18 protein-coding genes and 1 pseudogene are annotated in these 19,690 nt (G+C 41.2%); 10 read left to right on the top strand and 9 right to left on the bottom strand.

Annotated features, from left to right (window positions below; translation table 11 throughout):
• Window positions 1-164: 164 nt before the first annotated feature.
• The gene (gene serS / locus FKX92_RS08340; protein ID WP_149566060.1) at window positions 165-1,442 is read right to left on the bottom strand and encodes a serine--tRNA ligase; all 1,278 of its coding nucleotides are present in this window, start codon (window positions 1,440-1,442) and stop codon (window positions 165-167) included.
• Between the two features lie 310 nt (window positions 1,443-1,752).
• Here serS and FKX92_RS08345 point away from each other — a divergent pair, with 310 nt between their 5' ends.
• The 3 genes from FKX92_RS08345 to FKX92_RS08355 are packed head-to-tail and all read left to right on the top strand — an operon-like array spanning window position 1,753 to window position 3,527.
• Window positions 1,753-2,310, top strand: a complete 558-nt coding sequence (locus FKX92_RS08345; protein WP_149566061.1) for a TetR/AcrR family transcriptional regulator — start codon at window positions 1,753-1,755, stop codon at window positions 2,308-2,310.
• Entirely contained in the window at window positions 2,303-2,881 is a 579-nt protein-coding gene (locus FKX92_RS08350) for an NAD(P)H-dependent oxidoreductase (RefSeq protein ID WP_149566062.1), read from the top strand. Before FKX92_RS08345 ends, FKX92_RS08350 begins: the two co-directional genes overlap by 8 nt.
• Window positions 2,882-2,894: 13 nt before the next feature.
• Window positions 2,895-3,527, top strand: coding sequence for a GNAT family N-acetyltransferase (locus tag FKX92_RS08355; RefSeq protein WP_149566063.1), 633 nt, complete (start codon window positions 2,895-2,897; stop codon window positions 3,525-3,527).
• 187 nt (window positions 3,528-3,714) lie between these two features.
• On the opposite strand, the gene FKX92_RS08365 is transcribed toward FKX92_RS08355, so the two are convergent.
• The 6 genes from FKX92_RS08365 to FKX92_RS08390 all read right to left on the bottom strand — a co-directional run bounded on the left by FKX92_RS08365 (window position 3,715) and on the right by FKX92_RS08390 (window position 9,465).
• On the bottom strand, window positions 3,715-4,077 hold the full coding sequence (locus tag FKX92_RS08365; RefSeq protein ID WP_002923323.1) for a DUF956 family protein: 363 nt from the start codon (window positions 4,075-4,077) through the stop codon (window positions 3,715-3,717).
• A 70-nt stretch (window positions 4,078-4,147) separates the two neighbouring features.
• Window positions 4,148-5,089, bottom strand: a complete 942-nt coding sequence (locus FKX92_RS08370; protein WP_002893579.1) for a PTS system mannose/fructose/sorbose family transporter subunit IID — start codon at window positions 5,087-5,089, stop codon at window positions 4,148-4,150.
• Between the two features lie 18 nt (window positions 5,090-5,107).
• Window positions 5,108-5,914 carry a PTS mannose/fructose/sorbose transporter subunit IIC gene (locus FKX92_RS08375; protein ID WP_002893578.1) on the bottom strand — a complete coding sequence of 269 codons (807 nt, stop codon included), beginning with the start codon at window positions 5,912-5,914 and terminating at the stop codon, window positions 5,108-5,110.
• Window positions 5,915-5,958: 44 nt separating this feature from the next.
• Window positions 5,959-6,954, bottom strand: coding sequence for a PTS sugar transporter subunit IIB (locus FKX92_RS08380; RefSeq protein WP_185760074.1), 996 nt, complete (start codon window positions 6,952-6,954; stop codon window positions 5,959-5,961).
• Between the two features lie 460 nt (window positions 6,955-7,414).
• Window positions 7,415-8,434 carry an alcohol dehydrogenase AdhP gene (gene adhP / locus FKX92_RS08385; protein WP_149566064.1) on the bottom strand — a complete coding sequence of 340 codons (1,020 nt, stop codon included), beginning with the start codon at window positions 8,432-8,434 and terminating at the stop codon, window positions 7,415-7,417.
• Window positions 8,435-8,652: 218 nt separating this feature from the next.
• Window positions 8,653-9,465, bottom strand: a complete 813-nt coding sequence (locus FKX92_RS08390; RefSeq protein WP_011837443.1) for a Cof-type HAD-IIB family hydrolase — start codon at window positions 9,463-9,465, stop codon at window positions 8,653-8,655.
• Between the two features lie 96 nt (window positions 9,466-9,561).
• Between FKX92_RS08390 and FKX92_RS08395 the strand changes: the two genes are divergently transcribed.
• The 7 genes and pseudogenes from FKX92_RS08395 to FKX92_RS08425 all read left to right on the top strand — a co-directional run bounded on the left by FKX92_RS08395 (window position 9,562) and on the right by FKX92_RS08425 (window position 18,850).
• Window positions 9,562-10,191 (top strand): DUF1361 domain-containing protein, encoded by a 630-nt coding sequence (locus tag FKX92_RS08395; RefSeq protein ID WP_149566065.1) that lies wholly within the window; start codon window positions 9,562-9,564, stop codon window positions 10,189-10,191.
• Window positions 10,192-10,336: 145 nt separating this feature from the next.
• Entirely contained in the window at window positions 10,337-11,758 is a 1,422-nt protein-coding gene (locus FKX92_RS08400) for an NCS2 family permease (RefSeq protein ID WP_149566066.1), read from the top strand.
• A gap of 127 nt (window positions 11,759-11,885) precedes the next feature.
• A complete protein-coding gene (gene tsaE / locus FKX92_RS08405; protein WP_149566067.1) occupies window positions 11,886-12,326 on the top strand; it encodes a tRNA (adenosine(37)-N6)-threonylcarbamoyltransferase complex ATPase subunit type 1 TsaE in 441 nt (146 codons plus the stop codon).
• Window positions 12,319-12,839, top strand: a pseudogene (locus FKX92_RS08410) (N-acetyltransferase family protein). The gene tsaE and the pseudogene FKX92_RS08410 overlap by 8 nt, the downstream one beginning before the upstream one ends.
• A gap of 7 nt (window positions 12,840-12,846) precedes the next feature.
• The gene (lytR, locus tag FKX92_RS08415) at window positions 12,847-14,085 is read left to right on the top strand and encodes a glycopolymer--peptidoglycan transferase LytR (protein ID WP_002908116.1); all 1,239 of its coding nucleotides are present in this window, start codon (window positions 12,847-12,849) and stop codon (window positions 14,083-14,085) included.
• 426 nt (window positions 14,086-14,511) lie between these two features.
• A complete protein-coding gene (locus FKX92_RS08420; protein WP_149566068.1) occupies window positions 14,512-16,176 on the top strand; it encodes a molecular chaperone HscC in 1,665 nt (554 codons plus the stop codon).
• A 13-nt stretch (window positions 16,177-16,189) separates the two neighbouring features.
• A complete protein-coding gene (locus tag FKX92_RS08425; RefSeq protein WP_149566069.1) occupies window positions 16,190-18,850 on the top strand; it encodes a J domain-containing protein in 2,661 nt (886 codons plus the stop codon).
• Window positions 18,851-18,982: 132 nt separating this feature from the next.
• On the opposite strand, the gene FKX92_RS08430 is transcribed toward FKX92_RS08425, so the two are convergent.
• Together FKX92_RS08430 and FKX92_RS08435 are read right to left on the bottom strand one after the other, a co-directional pair.
• Window positions 18,983-19,270, bottom strand: coding sequence for a hypothetical protein (locus FKX92_RS08430; RefSeq protein WP_002896907.1), 288 nt, complete (start codon window positions 19,268-19,270; stop codon window positions 18,983-18,985).
• Window positions 19,271-19,279: 9 nt separating this feature from the next.
• A complete protein-coding gene (locus tag FKX92_RS08435; protein WP_002901341.1) occupies window positions 19,280-19,690 on the bottom strand; it encodes an HIT family protein in 411 nt (136 codons plus the stop codon).

A 19,690-nucleotide genomic window follows, 5' to 3' on the forward strand; every position in this document is an offset into this window, starting at 1 on the left:
AAACCACCCACTATTCGGCAGCGCATCGAAGGTTATACCCAAAAAAACTCCAAACGCGATACAATAAAGGTGTTCAAGCCAAAAATGAAAGCCAGCGTCTTTAGGCGCTGGCTGGTGATGTGGGCTGATATTCCTGGTACAAACTATCTGTTAGACGAGGTGAATTATCTTGGCGTGATGATTTCTAATCCACCCATGTACGGACGTAGAACCTCTGGGATAGTTACAGAGGCATCTTCGTTTTGGTAATTTTCTAAGATAGCTGCCACTGTGCGTCCGACGGCCAGTCCAGAACCGTTGAGAGTATGAAGGAGTTTGACCTTGCCATCTGTTTCGTCACGGTAGCGGATTTGAGCTCGACGAGCTTGGAAATCTTCTGTGTTAGAGCAACTAGAGATTTCACGGTAGGTGTTCTGAGCCGGAATCCAAACCTCCAAGTCGTAGGTCTTAGCGGCCGAGAAGCCCATATCTCCAGTACAGAGTGCTACAACGCGGTAAGGCAGATTTAGCTTTTGCAGGATATTTTCAGCGTTGGCAGTCATCTTTTCTAGCTCTTGATAAGATTCTTCTGGCTTGGCAAATTTTACCATTTCAACCTTGTGGAATTGGTGCAGACGGATGAGACCGCGCGTGTCACGACCGGCAGAGCCAGCTTCGGAGCGGAATGATGGGCTCATAGCTGTGAAGTAGATTGGCAATTCTTTTCCGTCCAAAATTTCATCTCGGTAGTAGTTGGTCAGTGGAACTTCAGCAGTCGGAATCAGAACGAAGTTGGTATCGCTTAGCTCAAACGTATCTTCTTTGAACTTAGGATACTGCCCAGTCCCAAACATGGAATCATGGTTGACTATGTAGGGAGTGATGACTTCTGTGTAGCCTTCTTTGCCATGCTCATCCAGCATGAAGTTATAGATAGCACGCTCAAGTCTTGCTCCCAAGCCCTTATAGAAGAGGAAGCGAGCACCAGTAACTTTTGCTCCACGCTCCCAGTCTAGGATGTCCAAATCTTCACCCAAATCCCAGTGAGCTTTAGCTTCAAAGTCAAATTGGCGCGGTGTACCCCAGCGACGAACTTCGACGTTTTCGTCCTCATCTGCTCCCACAGGAACACTTTCGTGTGGAATATTAGGCAGAGTGGTAGTGAATTCAGTCAACTTAGTATCCAGCTCAGCCAAGGTTGCGTCTAAGCTCTTGATTTCAGCAGAGAGTTTTTGCATGGCAGCAATCTTGTCATCTGCATTTTCTTTGTTGCGTTTAGCTTGAGCAATTTCAGCAGAAACAGTATTGCGCTCAGCCTTGAGTTCTTCGACCTTGACTAACAAATCCCGACGTTCTTTGTCAATGCTTTTCATTTGGTTAAGGGTAGCAGCGTCAACACCTCGCGTAGCTAATTTTTCAGCTACAGAATCAAAATCTGTACGGATGCGTTTTAAATCTAACATAGGTACCTCCAAAAATAAAAAGCACTTTATGAAACTGTTGGAGCGACAGAGCCGCGGTTCCATCCAACTTCACAAAAGTGCACTTGCTTAATTATTCATTTTTAAACTAACGGTAGAATTTCCTATTTTCTCCTTATCTGCTCACAGCCACCGCAGACTTTCTGAAAAGTGCCCAATAGTACTTATCCGTTTCGACTATTATACAGGATTTTCCGGAAAATGTAAATCCCAGGATGGGAAAAATCTTGACAGAAAAAGATAACTATGTTATCTTTAGATAAAGGTAACATAGTTATCCAAAGGAGTTCTTATGGTAAAACAAACAACGCGCGACCGTATGATTGAAAAGGCAAGCCAGCTTATCAGAGAGTATGGCTATCAGAATATCCCCTTGAGGAAACTGGCATCTCTGCTGGGGGTTACGACTGGTGCTTTTTACAAGGCTTTTGAGAATAAGGAGGAACTTTACTATCAGGTCTGTCTTTTGGAAAACCAGAGGCAGATTAAGCGTTTAGAGGAACAGTATTTAGACGGAGTATCTGATCCTTTGGATTGCATTTGGCAGATAGGACTCTTTCTTTTATCGGAATATGAGACTAACAGTCAGATGATGGATTTTCTCTTTTTCAGCCCTGTGGCGACAGAGGCTTACCGGAAAGGTGAGCTTCTGGAAATCGGGAATAAGACAGTGGTTTATCTGGATCGGCTGCCTATTGAGAGTCAGAAAGAGAAAAAGATTCTCTTGCTCAAGATGGATACCTTCATCACAGGCTATGGCCATTTTATTGCTAAAGGCTTGGAGCCTTTTGATGAGGAAGTCTATCGCTCAATGTTCAATGATTTACTAGGAGGTTACAAACATGTTTAAAAATCTCATTGTTTATGCACATCCCTATGATAAAAGCTTTAACCATGCTATTTTAGCGCAGGTTCAGGACTTGTTGGAGAAGAAAGGTCAGACCTATGAACTGATCGATCTCTATGAGGATGGTTTTAATCCTGTCTATACCAAGGAAGAGCTAGCGCTTTTTAATAAAGGGCAGGCACTAGACCCACTGGTTTTAAAATATCAGGAAGCTCTTGCGTCCTGTGACCGCCTTATCATGATTTTTCCTATCTGGTGGGCGGATATGCCAGCTATTGTCAAGGGCTTTGAAGATAAGGTATTTTTGAAAAATAAAATTTACGAGGAGAGCAAAACTCGCCAGTTAGTTGGTCGTCTGACCAATATTAAAGAGGTGTTAGCTATTACTACCTCTGCAGCACCGACCTTCTATCTTAAGTATTTCTGTGGTGATGTTGTCAAGAAAGCCATGTTGGGCCATACCTTTAAGTCTATCGGTGCTAGACAGCGCCGTTGGTTGAATTTCGGGAATATTTCTCAGTCTACAGCTGAAAAACGGCAGGCTTTCTTAGAAAAATTAGCAGAAAAGATTTGAAGAGGTAGCTATCATGATTCATTTTAGAAGAGCGGATGAAAGGGATCTTGCTGCTGCGGTCTCGGTTTTAACTGCTGCTTTTGCTGAGCATGAGATCTACAGAGAAAAATTCCGCCCTCTCTTTGGCAGTAGCCAGTCTTATATTGATTTTCTAAATAGATTGCATGCAGTTATGGTTAAGGCAGCGATGCGTCATCATATTTGTCTGCTTGCTGAAGTGGACGGGCGTCTTATGGCAGTCGCTACTATTCATAAGCTCGGTAGCCATCCTGTCGGTATACTTTCCTTTTTGCGGGCAGGAGCATGGAGGATGTGGCAATATATTCCTCAGCTTTTAGCTTTTCAAAAAGTCTTTGGGGAGGGCAGTAAAGAAGCTAAGAAAAGGAGTGTTTCAACTCTTTATCTTGAACTACTGGGTGTGCTGCCTGATTATCAAGGGCAGGGAGTTGGCGGTCTTTTTATCTCAAAAGGACTTGAGTTGCTTGCAAAAGAAGAGAAATGCCAGCGGCTTACTTTGATTACTCATACAGAAAGCAACTGTCGTTTTTACAAAAAGAACGGATTTAAGCAGTTAGATGTCCGTGATGTTGAAGGTGTCAAGACATGGACTTTCGAGAAAAAATTAGCTGATGTTTATACTTTTTGAAGATCTAATGATGCGGTCTTGCATTGATAATATCAGCTTACCCCACCCAATCATTTCAAGGGACTGAAATAGTGCATTCTCAAACCTGTTTCACTTTTCAATTTTTTGTGCTAGCTCCATTTTGCTGATACAAGCAGCTTTTGTCTTAGTCGAAAATATAAAAAATAAGGTTGAAACTTTTTCAACCCTATTTTTTCTTCTTAAAGATTCCAACAATTTTTTGTAACAGAGTCGGCAATCTAACGACCTTGTCGTTGCCGATATGCTCCCGCGCAATTTTGAGTATCTTACCAGAATCTTTGGAGGCAAAGAGAAACTTTCCTTTGTCAGTCCAGATTTCAAAATGGCGGCTGACTTTTTTGCCAGAAACATTAGCACCGATAGCAGTGATGCTAGTCCAGGGCAGCTGAATATAATCTTCTACATTGGCATCAGCATAAAACTCCAGAGCTGTCTCGCCGATTAGAAATTTCCCAACCTTTCCGCCTAATCCAAGATAGGATACGCCAGTGGTATTAAACTCAACTGTTTTGTTTTGTGACTGTGCCATAGAGTAACTCCCTTTTAAATAATATAGCTATTATACCACAATAAAAAGAAGGCCGAAACCTTCTTTTTGATTACATCAAACCAGCAACGTGAGCTAGTACACCAACTACGAAGAGGGCGATGATGATCGTGATAGGGGACACTTTCTTCTTAAGCAACCACATACAAGCGAAAGTTAGAAGCAGTCCCATCAAACCAGGAATCAAGGAATCCAAGTTTTGTTGGAAAGTTGTAACTTTTTCAGGGGTTTGAGATAGTCCTTGACCTACTTGGGCAAAGGCTTCTTGGATACCCTTATAACCACTAGACAATTTGTCCCAATGGATATATGCTTTATCATCTAGCTTAACAGATGAAACGTTAAAGACAAACTTAATAGATACCCAGCGCTCAACCAGAACAGCCAAGATAAACATACCTAGGATTGAAGCACCTTTGGTAATGTCTTGGAGGATACCACCAGACATGTCTTTAGTGATTTCAGAACCAGCCTTGTAGCCCAATTCTTGTGTGTACCAGAGGAAAGCCATCCGGATAGCATTCCAAGCTAAAAAGAAGATAAGTGGACCAATGATATTTCCAGTCAAAGCAAGAGATGCCCCAAGTGCTCCAAGGATAGGACGAACTGTGAACCAGAAGACAGGGTCTCCGATACCAGCCAGAGGTCCCATCATACCGATTTTAACTCCTTGGATAGCCGCATCATCAATTGCTGCACCATTTGCTTTTTCTTCTTCAAGCGCAAGTGTAACTCCGATGATTGGAGCTGCAACATATGGGTGAGTGTTGAAGAACTCCAAGTGACGCTCAAGAGCAGCAGCTTGATCTTCTTTTTTAGTATAAAGTTTCTTAATAGCTGGAATCAGTGAATAAGCCCAGCCCAAGTTTTGCATACGTTCGTAGTTCCAAGAACCTTGCAAGAAAGTAGAACGCCACCAAACTTTTTGACGGTCAGCCTTTGAAAGAGTCAATTTTCCTGACTCATCAGGTTTTACAGTATTTAATTCTGTCATGATAGTGTGTCTCCTTTCTTAGTAGTCTTCTAGGATGTCGCCAATTGGATCGTTAGATGAAGCTGTTGCTCCGCCACCACCATTTCCGCCTTTTTTAGACAAGGCAAGGTAGATGAGGGCAATAGCGACACCAATTGCACCGAGGGCAATCAGAGTGAGTTCGCTGACAGCAGCTAAAGCAAAACCAATAGCGAAGAATGGCCATACTTCACGAGTTGCCATCATGTTGATAACCATGGCATAACCAACGGCTACGACCATACCACCACCGATTTGCATACCTTCTGATAGCCAAGCTGGCATAGCTTCAAGAGCAGATTTAACAGACTCAGCAGGAATCATCAAAAGAAGTGCTGCAGGGATAGCAATACGTGCTCCTTGCATGAAAAGAGCGATAAAGTGAGCGCGTTCAACTCCTTTAATGTCTCCTTTTTTCGCAGCAGCATCTGCACCGTGAACCAAACCGACTGACAAAGTACGGACAATCATAGTCAAGAAGAGACCAGCAACAGCAAGTGGAATAGCAACACCTTGTGCTACAGCGATTCCTTTGCTTGAGAAGTCTCCACCCAGTACCATGATGATAGCAGCGGCAACAGAAGCGAGGGCAGCATCAGGTGCTACAGCAGCTCCGATATTAGCCCAGCCAAGAGCGATCAGCTGGAGAGAGCCACCCAGCATAACACCAGCAGCCAAATTACCAGTTACCAGTCCAATTAAGGTACAAGCAACCAGCGGTTGGTGGAATTGGAATTGGTCCAAGATACCTTCTAGACCGGCTAAGAAGGCAACAAAGACTACTAAAACCATAGAAATAATAGACATGTTCTAAATCCTTTCGTAAATTAATTGAAGCAAAACGTTTGATTCTACTGCACGTTGGCTTTCTTAATCAAATCAAACAAATCTTTTTTAGAGTCATTTGGTACTTTACGTACATCGAATTCAACGCCAAGGTCGCGCAGCTTTTCATAAGTAGCAACGTCTTCCTTATCCATTGACAGTACGTTGTTGACCATTGTTTTACCAGTTGAGTGAGCCATAGAACCGACATTAAGGGTCTTGATTGGCACACCGCCTTCAATAGCACGGAGGGCATCTTGAGGAGTTTCAAATAGAATCAAGGCATGTGTGTTGCCAAAGCGAGGATCTTTTGAAACAGCAATCAATTTGTCGATTGGGACAACATTGGCTTTGACATTACCTGGTGCAGCTTGTTTAATCAACTCTTTACGAAGTTCATCTTGGGCTACTGAGTCAGAAGCAACGATAATACGATCTGCTTTTGAATCTGGCGTCCAAGCTGTTGCTACCTGACCGTGCAGCAAGCGTGTGTCAATCCGGGCAAGGTTGATTTTGAGCTTGCCGTCACCGATTACAGTTCCTTCAGGGATAGCTGCTTGGGCAACTGGAGCAGCTGCAGCAGGAGCATTTGCTTCTTCAGCAGCAGGATTCAGCTCTTCAGGCAGAGCTTTGACTCCTTCCTTGGCTTCTTTGATGATGTTAGCAACAACAGCTTCAACGCCGGCGTTGGCATCCATCATCCTTTCTGTATAAGCTTGAATCAGCATAGGCAGGTTCAAGCCTGTAATGATAGCGAACTTGCGGTCTGGATTTTCACCCATGACACGGCTAGCTTGGTTGAATGGAGAGCCACTCCAAAGGTCAGCCAAGACCAACACTTCATCGTTCGCATCAAACGAAGCCACAGCGTCATTGAACTTTGCATAGAGATCATCTGGTCCTTCGTTGGGCATAAAAGTAACAACTTGTACTTTTTCCTGCTCACCGAAAATCATAGAACCTGATTGATGAATACCAGCAGCAAATTCACCGTGGCTAGCAATAATGATTCCGATACTCATTATTGACATTCCTCCTTATAAAATGTTTGACTTAAGTTTTAAGAAAACTTTAAGGCATGTTTATTATAAAACGTTTTCATGAAAAATGCAAGCGTTTGTTCCTAAAAACGACTTTTTCTTTCAATAATGTCAGTATTCACTGAATGCCTGATAAATATAGGTATAAGCAAACCTTAGCTGTAGAAATGTTTTAATAAATTAGGAAAACAGAAAATACAACAGATTAATATATGAAAAATGTTGAAATAATATGAAAGAGACTTTTGAAATGAAAGAAAAGAATCGTGTTTGAGAAAGTGTTTATTTATCAAAAAAGAAAGAGGAGGACCAAAGACAAAAAATCGTATCTTATGTCTTTAGTCTCCCTCTATAATGGCAAAAGTTTCTAAATAATATCAAGTCTGTCCATCATACGTTTCCAAGAGCTTGGTAAATGTTGGGACTGAAATGCTTTAAAGCATTAGTGTGTGAAGTCAAGTACCATACGTCCCTGAATGGTACCCGCTTCCATTTCGTCAAAGACACCCACTGCATCTGAAACAGGGCGCTTTTGAACGACAGGAACCACTAATCCTTCAGCACCAAACTGGAAGGCTTCTTCCAAGTCCTTGCGAGTACCAACGAGGGAACCGATGACTTGGATACCATCTAAAACGGTTTTGACAATGCTGAGGTCCATCATTTCAGATGGCAATCCAACGGCAACTACCCGACCGCCAGCACGAACAGAGTCAACAGCTTGGTTGAAGGCAACTTTAGAAACGGCTGTTACTACGGCAGAATGCGCACCGCCAGTTTTTTCTTGGATAAGAGCAGCGACATCATCAACTTCATGACCGTTGATGACGATGTCAGCACCAACTTCTTTGGCCAGAGCGAGCTTGTCATTGTTGATATCAACAGCGACTACATGGGCATTAAAGACTTTCTTGGCATATTGAACCGCTAGGTTACCCAATCCACCTGCTCCAAAGATAACTGTCCATTGGCCTGGTTGCAGCTGAGCTTCTTTGATAGCCTTGTAGGTAGTCACGCCGGCACAAGTGATAGAAGAAGCTTGAGCAGGATCCAGACCTTCAGGGACTTTGACAGCGTAGTCAGCTGTTACGATACATTGCTCTGCCATTCCACCATCAACAGAATAACCAGCATTTTTTACTGTACGGCAAAGGGTTTCGCGGCCAGTTGTACAGTATTCACAAGCGCCGCAGCCTTCAAAGAACCATGAAACACTGACGCGGTCTCCGACTTTGAGACTTTTTACATCTGGAGCGATTTCTTTGACAATACCGATACCTTCATGTCCGAGAACGCGGCCCGGTACCTTGCCAAAGTCGCCGTGTGCTACATGCAAATCAGTATGGCAGACACCGCAGTATTCAATGTCAACGAGAGCTTCCCCTGTTTCAAGAGGACGAAGTTCCTTATTTTCGATGAGTTGGACATTGGTTCCCTCTGGATTTACAACAACTGCTTTCATAAGTAGTTTCCTCCTGTTATTTAGTTTTTGATTATGTTAATTATATCACAAACTCAAACAAATGGTAAGCGCTTATAAATCTAAGCGTAAATTCACTCTAATATTCTGAAATAGCTGATAAGCTCCTATTTTTAAAGTTTTTTGAGCCTGAAGATGGTCGAGAGAAGACACAAAAGAAAAGACAAACTCTCAAACAGAGTTTGCCAAATTGTCTACTTTTATAAAAATAGTTTGTTAAGTTCGTGGGCGACACCATCTTGGTCATTGGTCAAAGATAATTGCTGGTCGGCGTAGGGTAGCAGGTCAGTATTGGCATTTTTCATGGCATAGCCAGTGCCAGCAAAGGACAGCATCTCAGTATCGTTTTGCTCATCGCCAAAGGCAATCAGATTTTTGCGATCCACATTGAGAACATTAAGCAGGTACTGAAGGGCGAAGGCTTTGTTGACCCCTTTGGGAGCACATTCGAGAATGTTGAGCGGCCCGCCCCAAGAGTTGATAGCAAGTTCATGCTGGTAAAAAGCATTCATTTCCTCTGCCAGAGCATATTTGTCAGCTGCTCGTGTCTGCAGGAGAATAGCGTTAGGATTCTCCGTTACCAGATTGGCTTGAAACTGGTTTTCTGGCTTGAAAGCATCGATGCCAAAGAGCTTGGGATCAGCGATTTCTTCATTGGGATTGGTGATATAAAATTTATTGCGGTATTCGCCAGCAATGAAATCCGCTTCAATCTCATCCTTGCGCTTAACCATATCCAGCAGAAAGGACTTATCCAGCGTCAGCGATTTTTCAAAGTCCCATTTCTTTTCTGGAATGTGAGTCAGAGAGCCATTGAAGTTGATCATGGGCGTATTGAGCTCTAATTCTTTATAATATTTCAAAGCCATGCGGTAGGGGCGTCCTGTTGTGATAATGACCTTGTGACCCTTTTGGGAAATTTTCTTGATAGTTTCTTTAGTGAAGTCAGACAGATTGCTATTAGAATCCAGCAAGGTTCCGTCCAAGTCCACAGCGATTACTTTTTTTGTCATGTGAGTCTCTTTTCAGTGATAATACAGACTATTATAACAGAATTCAGTGTAAATAACACGACTTATGTTATAATGGTGCTCTAATCAGTCACAATTATGACACAGCAAGGAGGAGCTTTTCGTATGCGTAAACCGATTATGATTCATGCTCTTTTTCTGATGATTGCCTTTTTTATCTATATCCAATCTCTAAATGGCGGTCCGACCTATCTCATCTGGAATATGACCTTGGCCTTAATCAGCTATGATGTAGCTGTCTTGACACTTTTATTCAAGAAACAGAAATGGACCTATCCTCTTCTTTTCCTGTTGTGGTTGCTTTTCTTCCCCAACACTTTCTATATGATTACTGATTTGATTCATATGACTTGGGTGACAGACGTTCTGAGTAAGCCAAGTGTTTTCCTGCTCTTTTTAGCTTTTGTTTCCAGTATTTTATTCGGGATTTTCTGTGGTATGGAGAGCTGGTATGTCATCAAGGAAGGCTGGAAGCTTAACTGGTATTTGGATCTATTGCTGACGGCAGCTCTGTCTGTTGTGTCCAGTCTGGCTATCTATATAGGACGTTATGATCGCCTCAATAGCTGGGATTTATTGCTTCATCCTCAGCTGGTTCTACAGAAGCTCTTGCAAACTTTGCAGCCTGATCGACTGCCTTTCATTCTTGGTTTTACTTTTTTACAGTTTATGAGTTTGGTATTTCTGATGAAAGATAATAAAAAATAAGAATAGCGAGACATTCATCTTGAAAAAGTGAATGTTTTTTATTATAATTTAAAGTATCGTTCGCAAATAAACAGATTTAAATCTGTTTTTCTTTGTTATTGAACTAGATATTAGAAATTTTACTCAAAAGGAGATTTATTGAAAAATGGATAAATTTTTCAAACTGACCGAAAAAGGGACAGATGTCCGGACAGAGGTTTTGGCTGGTCTGACGACTTTCTTTGCCATGTCCTACATTTTATTTGTCAATCCGGCCATGCTGGCTCAGACAGGTATGCCCAAGCAGGGTGTTTTCCTAGCTACGATTATCGGGGCTGTTGCAGGTACCTTGATGATGGCTTTCTTTGCCAACTTGCCTTATGCGCAGGCACCGGGCATGGGGTTGAATGCCTTTTTCACTTTTACGGTCGTCTTTGCCTTGGGCTACACTTGGCAGGAAGCCTTGGCTATGGTCTTTATCTGCGGGATTATTTCGCTCATTATCACTTTGACCAAGGTGCGTAAGATGATCATTGAGTCAATTCCAGGCTCCTTGCGAGCAGCTATTTCAGCAGGGATCGGAGTCTTTCTGGCTTATGTAGGTATTAAAAATGCTGGCTTGCTCAAGTTTTCAATCGATCCGGGAAACTATACAGTAGCTGGCAAGGGGGCAGATAAGGCCGCAGCAGCTATTACGGCTAATTCAGCAGCAACTCCAGGTCTGGTAGACTTTAACAATCCGGCAGTTCTAGTAGCCTTGGTCGGTTTAGCCATCACAATCTTCTTTATCGTGAAAAATATCAAGGGTGGTGTTATCCTATCCATCCTAGTAACAACAGTGGTAGCTATTCTGGTTGGCTTGGTTGATTTGTCAGCCATTGACTTTGTGCAGAATAACATTGGTACTGCTGTTAATGAACTGGGACAGATTTTTGGGGTGGCAGTAGGACCGAAAGGTCTGGGTGCCCTTTTAGCAGATTCAGCTCGCTGGCCTCAGACATGTATGGCCATTCTGGCTTTCTCCTTGACAGATATTTTTGATACCATTGGTACCTTAATCGGTACAGGCGAAAAGGTCGGGATTGTGGCGACTTCTGGGGAAAATCATGAATCAGAAGGCTTGGATAAGGCGCTTTACTCGGACCTCATCGGAACCTCTATTGGCGCCATTGCTGGAACCTCTAACGTGACGACTTATGTGGAGTCTGCAGCTGGTATCGGAGCTGGAGGCCGAACAGGTCTGACCGCCTTGGTCGTAGCCATCTGTTTTGCGGTGTCAAGCTTCTTTAGCCCACTCTTGGCTATTGTTCCTAATGCTGCAACTGCACCGATTCTCATTATCGTGGGGATTATGATGCTGGCTAGCTTAAAAAATATCCATTGGGATGATATGACAGAAGCCATTCCAGCTTTCTTTACTTCTATTTTTATGGGATTTGCCTATTCTATCACTCACGGGATAGCAGCTGGGTTTATTACCTACACCTTGGTCAAAATCTTCAAAGGTCAAGCCAAGGATGTGCATTCTATGATTTGGATTTTGGATCTTCTCTTTATTTTGAATTTCGTAAATCTAGCTTTAAATTAGGTCTAAACATTGCTGGAGATCCTCATGTCTAGTGAAGTTTGGATAAGTATAAAAAATCAGCTTTTTGCGGCTGATTTTTCTTTTGCAAAATTAAGCAGAAAAAATTTTTTTCTGGTATAATAAGAGAATGTTTAGTCATAATGAGGAAGAATTAATCCAGTGGGGTCAGCGCCTGGGCAAATTGCTTCAGGCAGGGGACGTACTGGTTTTAACGGGAGATTTAGGGGCAGGGAAGACAACCTTTACTAAGGGTCTGGCTCTAGGTTTGGGCATCAGTCAGATGATTAAAAGCCCAACCTATACCATTGTTCGGGAATACGAGGGGCGTTTGCCGCTCTATCATCTGGATGTCTACCGCATCGGAGACGATCCAGATTCCATTGATTTGGATGACTTTCTCTTTGGGGAGGGTGTGACGGTCATTGAATGGGGGGAGCTGCTGGGAGAAAATCTACCTGAAGACTATCTCAAATTAAGCCTCTTGAAAATGGAAGACGGGCGTGAATTGGTTTTTGAAGCCAAAGGAACACGAGCCCAAGAGTTGCTTGAGGAACTGCAGAATGACTGAATATGAATTGTGCTTGCGAGAAGCGGAAAAAACAGATGCTGCTGAGCTGATTTCCTTCCTCAATCAGGTCGGGTCTGAGTCAGATTATATGACGCTGGATGAAGCTGGAATTTTGATGAATCAAGAGGAGATGGCTTCATTCATTGAGCATCAGGCTGCTTCTAGTAATCAGCTTTATCTGTTGGCTCTTTTAAATGGTGAGATTGCCGGTCTTGTCAGCATCACAGCTGATTTCCATGAGCGAATTCGCCATATTGGTCAAGTCTTTGTCGTGGTGAAGAAAGCTTCTGGAATCAAGGACTTGGACGCATATTGCTGGAAGAGGCACTGGCTTGGGCAGAAGATTCTCAAGTTATTAGACGTTTGGAATTGAGCGTTCAGGTTAGAAATGAACGAGCAGTTCATCTCTATAAAGATTTAGGATTTGAAATTGAAGGCTTACAAAAAAGAGGAGCCTATTTAAAAGAAGGGATATTTCTTGATGTTTACCTGATGGGTAAACTGATAGACTAAAAAAGATATGTTTAAAAAGATTATAATGATGTTTCTCAGCCTCCTTGTCGTAACGACAGCTGGTATCGGTACTTATGCTTGGACAATCTATGGTCAGTCGACAGATGAATTGTCCAAGACTTATAAGGGGTTGGGAAATGAGACAGATGTCATTTCTGCGACTAAACCCATGACTATCTTGCTGATGGGTGTAGATACAGGGAGCGGCTCCCGCGAGGATACTTGGGTCGGGAACAGTGATACCATGATTCTCCTGAGTGTCAATCCAAAGACCAAGAAAACAGTCATGATGAGTTTGGAACGTGATATTTTGACTCAGATTGATGAGAACGGTCAGACAGTTGAAGCCAAACTGAATGCTGCCTATGCGAATGGCGGAGCAGAGTTAGCCATTTCGACTATTGAGAGCCTGATGAATATCCACATTGACCGCTATGTGATGATTAATATGCAGGGCTTGGTTCAGTTAGTAGACGCAGTAGGTGGTATTGAGGTTAATAATACCTTTGACTTCCCAATTTCTATTGAGGATAATGAGCCTGAGTATACTGCCAAGGTTGAGCCAGGCAAGCAAACCATCAATGGTGATCAGGCGCTTGTCTATGCTCGCATGCGCTATCAGGATCCAGAGGGTGACTATGGCCGCCAAAAGCGTCAACGTGAAGTAATTAAGAAAGTGGTTGAAAAAGTTCTCAGTCTCAACAGTGTCAGCCATTATCAGGCTATTTTAAAAGCTGTCAGCAGCAATATGCAGACCAATATCGCGCTTGATTCAAAAAGCATTCCACAATTGCTAGGCTATCAGGATGCCTTTAAGAACATCAAGTCTGAGCAGCTGCGTGGAGAAGATGCGACCTTGCCTGACGGCGGAAGCTATCAGCTGGTGACGTCAGAGCATTTGCTGAGCATGCAGAATCTAATCCGAAAGTCTCTGGGCTTGGACACAGTTAAGAGTCTGAAGACCAATGCTGTTCTCTATGAAGATATTATGGGCGGCAACAGTCTAAGAAGCAGCAATAGCAGTAGTACATCTAGTAGCACAGAAAGCTATAGCAGTTACCAGAATTCTTATAGTCAGCCTACTTATAATAATGGTTATGAGAATTATTCTTATCCAACGACAGATACAACAGTTGGAACGACGAATACAACTCCAGTTGCTCCAGCGGCTTCCTCTGCCCCAGCGGCAGATGTCAGTGTCAGCACCCCGCAAAGTCAGCCAGTAGTCAATACGACTACAGAGTAAAAAAGTTAAATATAAAAAGAGGCCAGCTCTTTGTAAATTGTAGTTGGTGACGAAAAGTAACATCAAGCGAAGTTGTTATTGATTCTCTCTTTTTAAAACATTTGTCAATTATATCAAACTTCTCTTGTTATTATTGAATTGAATCTAGCAAGTGATGCACTACAAGCATATGAAGAAATAATGTTTTCTGACAGTAGTTTTTTACTATAATATTATTTGAAAGTTTCATAGTATAATCAAACCGAAATAGTAAAAATGAACAAGTTTGAATGTAAAAACAAAAATATCTTGAAAAATGTATGTAGCTAGAAAAAGTTGCATACATTTTTTCGTGCCTGTGTTGTATGACTAGCAGATTTTTCTTAAAAAAATAGAATATTTCCTGTATAATGGGAATATGTATAAAAATTTGGAGTTAGAAGAAGTATGATTGTAGGTATTGATTTAGGAACAACAAATTCTTTGGTTGGAGTTTATCAAGACGGTCAGGTTAAGCTGATCCCAAATGCTTTTGGAGAGTTTTTGACTCCTTCTGTTGTGGCCTTAGACGATAATGACGAAATCATAGTTGGGAAAATCGCTAAGGAGCGCTTGGTCACTCATTCTGACAAGACTGTTTCTCAATTTAAACGCTTTATGGGAACTAAGCACGACTTAAGACTAGGAAATAGAACTTATAAGGCTGAAGAATTAAGCTCTTTTGTGATTCGAAAGTTGGTAGATGATGCAGAAACTTATCTTGGAGAGAAAGTTGATGAAGTTATCGTTAGTGTACCAGCCTATTTCAATGATGCTCAGCGCTATGCGACAAAACTAGCAGGCAAATTTGCAGGGGTTAAGATTGATCGTATTATCAATGAACCTTCTGCAGCTGCCCTTGCTAAAAGCTCCATGAGTCATCAAGAGGATCAATCTTTCATTGTAGTCGATTTTGGTGGAGGTACTCTGGATATCTCAGTTGTAGAGTTGTTTGATAATATTGTTGAGATTGTGTCTATAGCAGGTGACAATCGTTTGGGAGGAGAGGATTTCACTGCAGCTATTGCTGAGGAATTTTTAGTCTTCAATCAATTGACCAAGGACTCCATTTCGCGCGAATTCTATAGCAAAATTTTGGTGCAAGCTGAGAAAACTAAGTTGGACTTGAATGACAAAGAAGAAGTGAAAATGTCAGTACTTGACCAGGAACAGAAATATTCTTTAAATTTGACCTATCAGCGTTTTTATGAGCTTTGTCAACCTCTGTTAGCCCGTGTTAAGGCAGTTTTAGACCGCGCTTTAATGGATGCACGTTTTAGCTATGTAACCTCTGATAATTTTGTCCTAGTTGGAGGAACTTCAAAATTGAGATTGGTTCAGGATTTTCTATCTTACTGTATTGATCAAAAGGTGCAAGTATCTGATGATCCTGATCTGATGATTGCAAGAGGATGTGCGCTCCTTGCAGGAATCAAGCAACGTCAAGGAGAGATACGAGACCTGTTGCTTTCTGATATCTGCCCGTTCACACTCGGTATTAAGGTAGTCGGTGATCATTTTTCACCAATAATAGAGCGAAATTCCACCCTCCCTGCTTCGCGGTTGGAGCATTACTATACTGCTGAAGTGGGACAGAGCCAGGTGAAGATAAAGGTCTACCAAGGCGAGATGATGAAGGCGACCCAAAACTTATTCTTAGGAGAACTGGAAGTTCCAGTTCCTGTAAATTATCGAGCTAATGAAGGTTTTACAGTCCGATTCACCTATGATCTTAATGGAATATTGGATGTGGAAGTGAAAATTGACTCAACTCAAGAAATCTTTAGCCATGTCATCTTGCAAGATAGTATTACGCTGACAGAAAAGGAAATCAAGGTCAAACAATCTGAATTATCTCGCTATAAGATTAATGCACAGGAGACAGAGGTCTACCGCTTCTTGATTGAGAAGGCCAATCGCGTCTATAGTATGCTACTCGGCAGGAGAAGAGATAATCTGATGGAGGAAACAAAGAGATTTGAGGAAGAGATCAAACAGGCGTCTGTCTATCAATTACCTAAGGTTTACCAGTCATTTTCTCGTTACTTAGATTATCTAGAACGAGGGTTGTAAGAGAGGAGAAAATATGAGTATATGGGAAACTTTAGGTATTGAGCCAACTCATGATGTCAAAGCAATTCGGAGACGTTATGCTGAGCTGGTTCGACATTATCATCCTGAAGACCAACCAGAAATCTATCAGCAAATTGTTGAAGCCTATCAAGTAGCCTTAGATTATGCAAGATCAATCAATGCTAGCTCAGAGACTGGTCTAAGAAAACCGATTTCCCATCAGCAAGAAAGTCAGACAGGTGAGGAAACCCAAGACTCTGCTTCAAGTTCCCTTGATTTTGATACTTTACATATAGAAGAGGAGCAGTCGCAAGAGGAAGGTGCAAAGTCTCTACTTGACTTTAGTGACTATAAAAGCTCAACTGCTTCAATCGGAAACTATGAAGAACCAGAGACTTCTCTAAACTTTGAAACGTTGAAGGTGGAGGAAGCGCAGTTACAAGAAGAAACCGCAAAGTCTACCCTGGATTTTAGCGGCTATAATGAAACTTCGTATATAATTCGGAATTCGATTGAAAGTATAATCGGCAATGCTGATTATAGCTTTGAAGAGCAAGAAAATCTTTGGAGCCAGTTCTTTAGTCAGTATAGATATGACATGAGTGCTGTTCAAACTGTCCTAGAGGAAATGGATGTTTATATTTTTAACAAGTCTGAACAATTCTCTATCATCATACCTTTACTGAAGGACTATGTCCCTGATTTTCGCAACTGGAGTTACTATTACAAACTGAATCATTGGGAAATCAAAAGGGCAGAGGCAGTAGAACAACAGAAATCTATTGCAAGTGCAAAAGAAGAGACTGAGCAATTTTACGCTTCATATCTTTTATGCCAAGAAATTCTCAAAGATTCTAAAAAAGCAAATCAACTAACATCTTGGATAGATTTTTTTAAGCACCCGCATCTTGCTTTTGTCGTGCTGTTTCAAGTGAGTCAGAAGCGTCACATAATTAAGAGTGTCCCTACTTTAACTTATATCCTTGAAAAGGTGCGACAAGTAATGTTTGAAGAGGATCGTGAACAGTTTGATGACCTAGCTGAGTACTTAAAGAAATTAAAGGTAAAACTTGGTGAAAATGTTGACTTTAATCAATACTCTTTAGATAACCCTGATGAGGTTGAGGTAGTTTTTTATGAACTGCTAAACGCTCATTATGAAGACGACTATAGTCTATTGCGTGATTGGCAATTTCTTTTTGAAAGGGTTAAGGATCAATCACTTTTACTATCTTTGTTAGAAAAAGTGGATGTCTATCCTTTAAAGAATAAAAAGGTTTTAACCCTGATACTCCAATTTGTAGAGCGTTCAAGTGACGAGGAGTCAAATCCCTATCTGAAAAAGCTACAATTCTGGAATATTGTTCAGTCCTATCCTTCTGTTGTAAAAGAGTTTGAACTAGATAATAAGGAGAATTTTGAATATTGGTATTACGAAGGCTATCTTTATGTTGAAAAACTAACGAAAAGTGATGAACTCATCAATGATTGGGATGAGTGGAAGCAATATTTTAAAGAAAAGCCTCGTATTCTAACTGTCTTGTTTGAACAGATATACAAGGAGTATCGACGCTTCACAGATGGAGAAGTCTTGAGATTTGTTCTTGGAAGATTTACTACTTCTAAAATTGCTCCACATATGATGACAGAGGAGACGGACAAGAAACTTGAAGAGATGACAGCCTATGCCTATGAGCTCAGTTATCCGAAGTCGAAACTATCCTATTCATCTTGGAAAAAAAGACAGATATTCACCAATAAATTTCTGCAGTTTGTATTTGCTGTTTTGACTGTATTTAGCCTCATACAAAGTATCCAAGAGCAACATCTTGGATTAAATTCTTGGGTTTATGTAGGAATGGTATCTCTTTTTTACTATTATATATTGAGAATGCGACAAACACCCATGGAAGAAGGGGATTTTGCTCGAGGTATGAAGCCCAAACTTTACTACAATCTCAATATGTGGGTTATGGGAATTTTATTCCTTTTCTTAGCCATTCCGTTTTTACCTCTTGGACTTATCGTTGGACTCTCTTTTATAACATTTTTCTGCTTTATTGATGGATTTAAGGTTAATAAGGGTCCAAAATGGAATTATTCACTAGATTGGCTTACTCCTGTTGGTATTTTTCTTTCTGCTGGTTTTCTTTCTGCTTTGGCAAAAAGAAGCCAATTGGTTTCAGGTGTTGTCATATTCTATAGCATTATTCTGATTATCCTGCTCATTATTTTGTCCTTTACGAGATTGAGTCTAGACTTTCCGCCTTCGCTTAAGAAAATTTTCTTTCCAAGTTTAATAGGGATTCTTCTTTTTCAATTTTCTCCTCTCATTCACTTTAGACTTAGTTACTTTGATCCTATGATTCTTCGGCAAGACACCCTTAGCCTAACAGTCATGCTGCTATTAAATGCTGTTGCTATGTCTTATTTTACAAAAGAACAACGTTTAATAATTGGAGTTAAAAAGGTCTTCATAATTTATAGTTTGCAGCTGTTTATCTTTCTTCGACGATTTCTTAGGATTCTATTTTTCAATATAGCAGGGTTACGCCGATATAATATTGAAGTTGACTCCCTTATAATGAATAGTGAGGTTGCTTTCTTCTTTCTAGAAGGACTATTTGTCCTTATGCTAATCCTCCTTTTTCGAAATATCCGTAAAGGAAAATAATCTCTGTTTCATTAGGAATAATAAGTTGCGATAAATAGATGTAGAAAAAATTTTCAGAGAACCACTTCGTATTTCAAAAACAGCACCTTTTGATAGAGAAAAACTCCAGTTTTTAGCTGGAGTTTTTCTCTATCACGACTCGTACTTTTCCCAGATGTCTTTGACTTGCTGGATCTGCACTTGAGCTTGGTTTTCAAGGACTTTATATTTATAAGTAAGATCTTGAGCGATGTCTTTGACTTGCTCTTTTTGCTCTTGAATGATGGCAATATTTCTTTGAATATTTGCTAGACTGTCCTTTACTTTGTCTAGACTATCTGTTGTTTCAATGATTTCTTCTTGAATTTTTTGTCGGTTTTCAACCAGTTTGTAACTGGCTGCTGCGGCACCGATAAATAGGAAAATATTTGAAAGTTTCATATTCTCTCCTTAAGCTTGCGCAATCTTCTCAGCTAATTCGGCCAGAGATGGAAAGTCTGGTTCGTGGGCTGCGAAAGTAATCTTGAGGTCATCTGCATCACTGTAGCGCGGTACCAAATGCACATGGGTATGAAAGACAGTTTGTCCAGCAATTTCTTCGTTGTTGTTGATGATATTCATACCAGCTGCACCTGTGGCTTTCATGACCTTTCGAGCAATGTCAGGTACGCGAGCGAAGAGCTGACTGGTGCTGTCGGCATCCATATCCAGCACATTTCGGAAATGCTCTTTAGGGACAACCAAGGTATGACCTGGTGTTACCTGGGAAATATCCAGAAAAGCAAGGACTTTCTCGTCTTCATAGACTTTAGAAGAAGGGATTTCTCCGGCAATAATTTTACAAAAAATACAATCAGCCAT

This window comes from Streptococcus sanguinis (genome assembly GCF_008329445.1).
Classification (GTDB): domain Bacteria; phylum Bacillota; class Bacilli; order Lactobacillales; family Streptococcaceae; genus Streptococcus; species Streptococcus sanguinis_O.

Excerpts from the sequence above, each read along its gene's own strand:
- FKX92_RS08425 (WP_149566069.1), top strand. The coding sequence starts at position 16,190 with ATGAGTATATGGGAAACTTTAGGTATTGAGCCAACTCATGATGTCAAA.
- FKX92_RS08435 (WP_002901341.1), bottom strand. The coding sequence starts at position 19,690 with ATGGCTGATTGTATTTTTTGTAAAATTATTGCCGGAGAAATCCCTTCT.
- serS (WP_149566060.1), bottom strand. The coding sequence starts at position 1,442 with ATGTTAGATTTAAAACGCATCCGTACAGATTTTGATTCTGTAGCTGAA.
- FKX92_RS08365 (WP_002923323.1), bottom strand. The coding sequence starts at position 4,077 with ATGGCACAGTCACAAAACAAAACAGTTGAGTTTAATACCACTGGCGTA.
- FKX92_RS08375 (WP_002893578.1), bottom strand. The coding sequence starts at position 5,914 with ATGTCTATTATTTCTATGGTTTTAGTAGTCTTTGTTGCCTTCTTAGCC.
- FKX92_RS08390 (WP_011837443.1), bottom strand. The coding sequence starts at position 9,465 with ATGACAAAAAAAGTAATCGCTGTGGACTTGGACGGAACCTTGCTGGAT.
- FKX92_RS08420 (WP_149566068.1), top strand. The coding sequence starts at position 14,512 with ATGATTGTAGGTATTGATTTAGGAACAACAAATTCTTTGGTTGGAGTT.
- FKX92_RS08380 (WP_185760074.1), bottom strand. The coding sequence starts at position 6,954 with ATGAGTATCGGAATCATTATTGCTAGCCACGGTGAATTTGCTGCTGGT.
- FKX92_RS08395 (WP_149566065.1), top strand. The coding sequence starts at position 9,562 with ATGACACAGCAAGGAGGAGCTTTTCGTATGCGTAAACCGATTATGATT.
- FKX92_RS08345 (WP_149566061.1), top strand. The coding sequence starts at position 1,753 with ATGGTAAAACAAACAACGCGCGACCGTATGATTGAAAAGGCAAGCCAG.
- lytR (WP_002908116.1), top strand. The coding sequence starts at position 12,847 with ATGTTTAAAAAGATTATAATGATGTTTCTCAGCCTCCTTGTCGTAACG.
- FKX92_RS08430 (WP_002896907.1), bottom strand. The coding sequence starts at position 19,270 with ATGAAACTTTCAAATATTTTCCTATTTATCGGTGCCGCAGCAGCCAGT.
- FKX92_RS08350 (WP_149566062.1), top strand. The coding sequence starts at position 2,303 with ATGTTTAAAAATCTCATTGTTTATGCACATCCCTATGATAAAAGCTTT.
- FKX92_RS08370 (WP_002893579.1), bottom strand. The coding sequence starts at position 5,089 with ATGACAGAATTAAATACTGTAAAACCTGATGAGTCAGGAAAATTGACT.
- FKX92_RS08400 (WP_149566066.1), top strand. The coding sequence starts at position 10,337 with ATGGATAAATTTTTCAAACTGACCGAAAAAGGGACAGATGTCCGGACA.
- FKX92_RS08355 (WP_149566063.1), top strand. The coding sequence starts at position 2,895 with ATGATTCATTTTAGAAGAGCGGATGAAAGGGATCTTGCTGCTGCGGTC.
- adhP (WP_149566064.1), bottom strand. The coding sequence starts at position 8,434 with ATGAAAGCAGTTGTTGTAAATCCAGAGGGAACCAATGTCCAACTCATC.
- tsaE (WP_149566067.1), top strand. The coding sequence starts at position 11,886 with ATGTTTAGTCATAATGAGGAAGAATTAATCCAGTGGGGTCAGCGCCTG.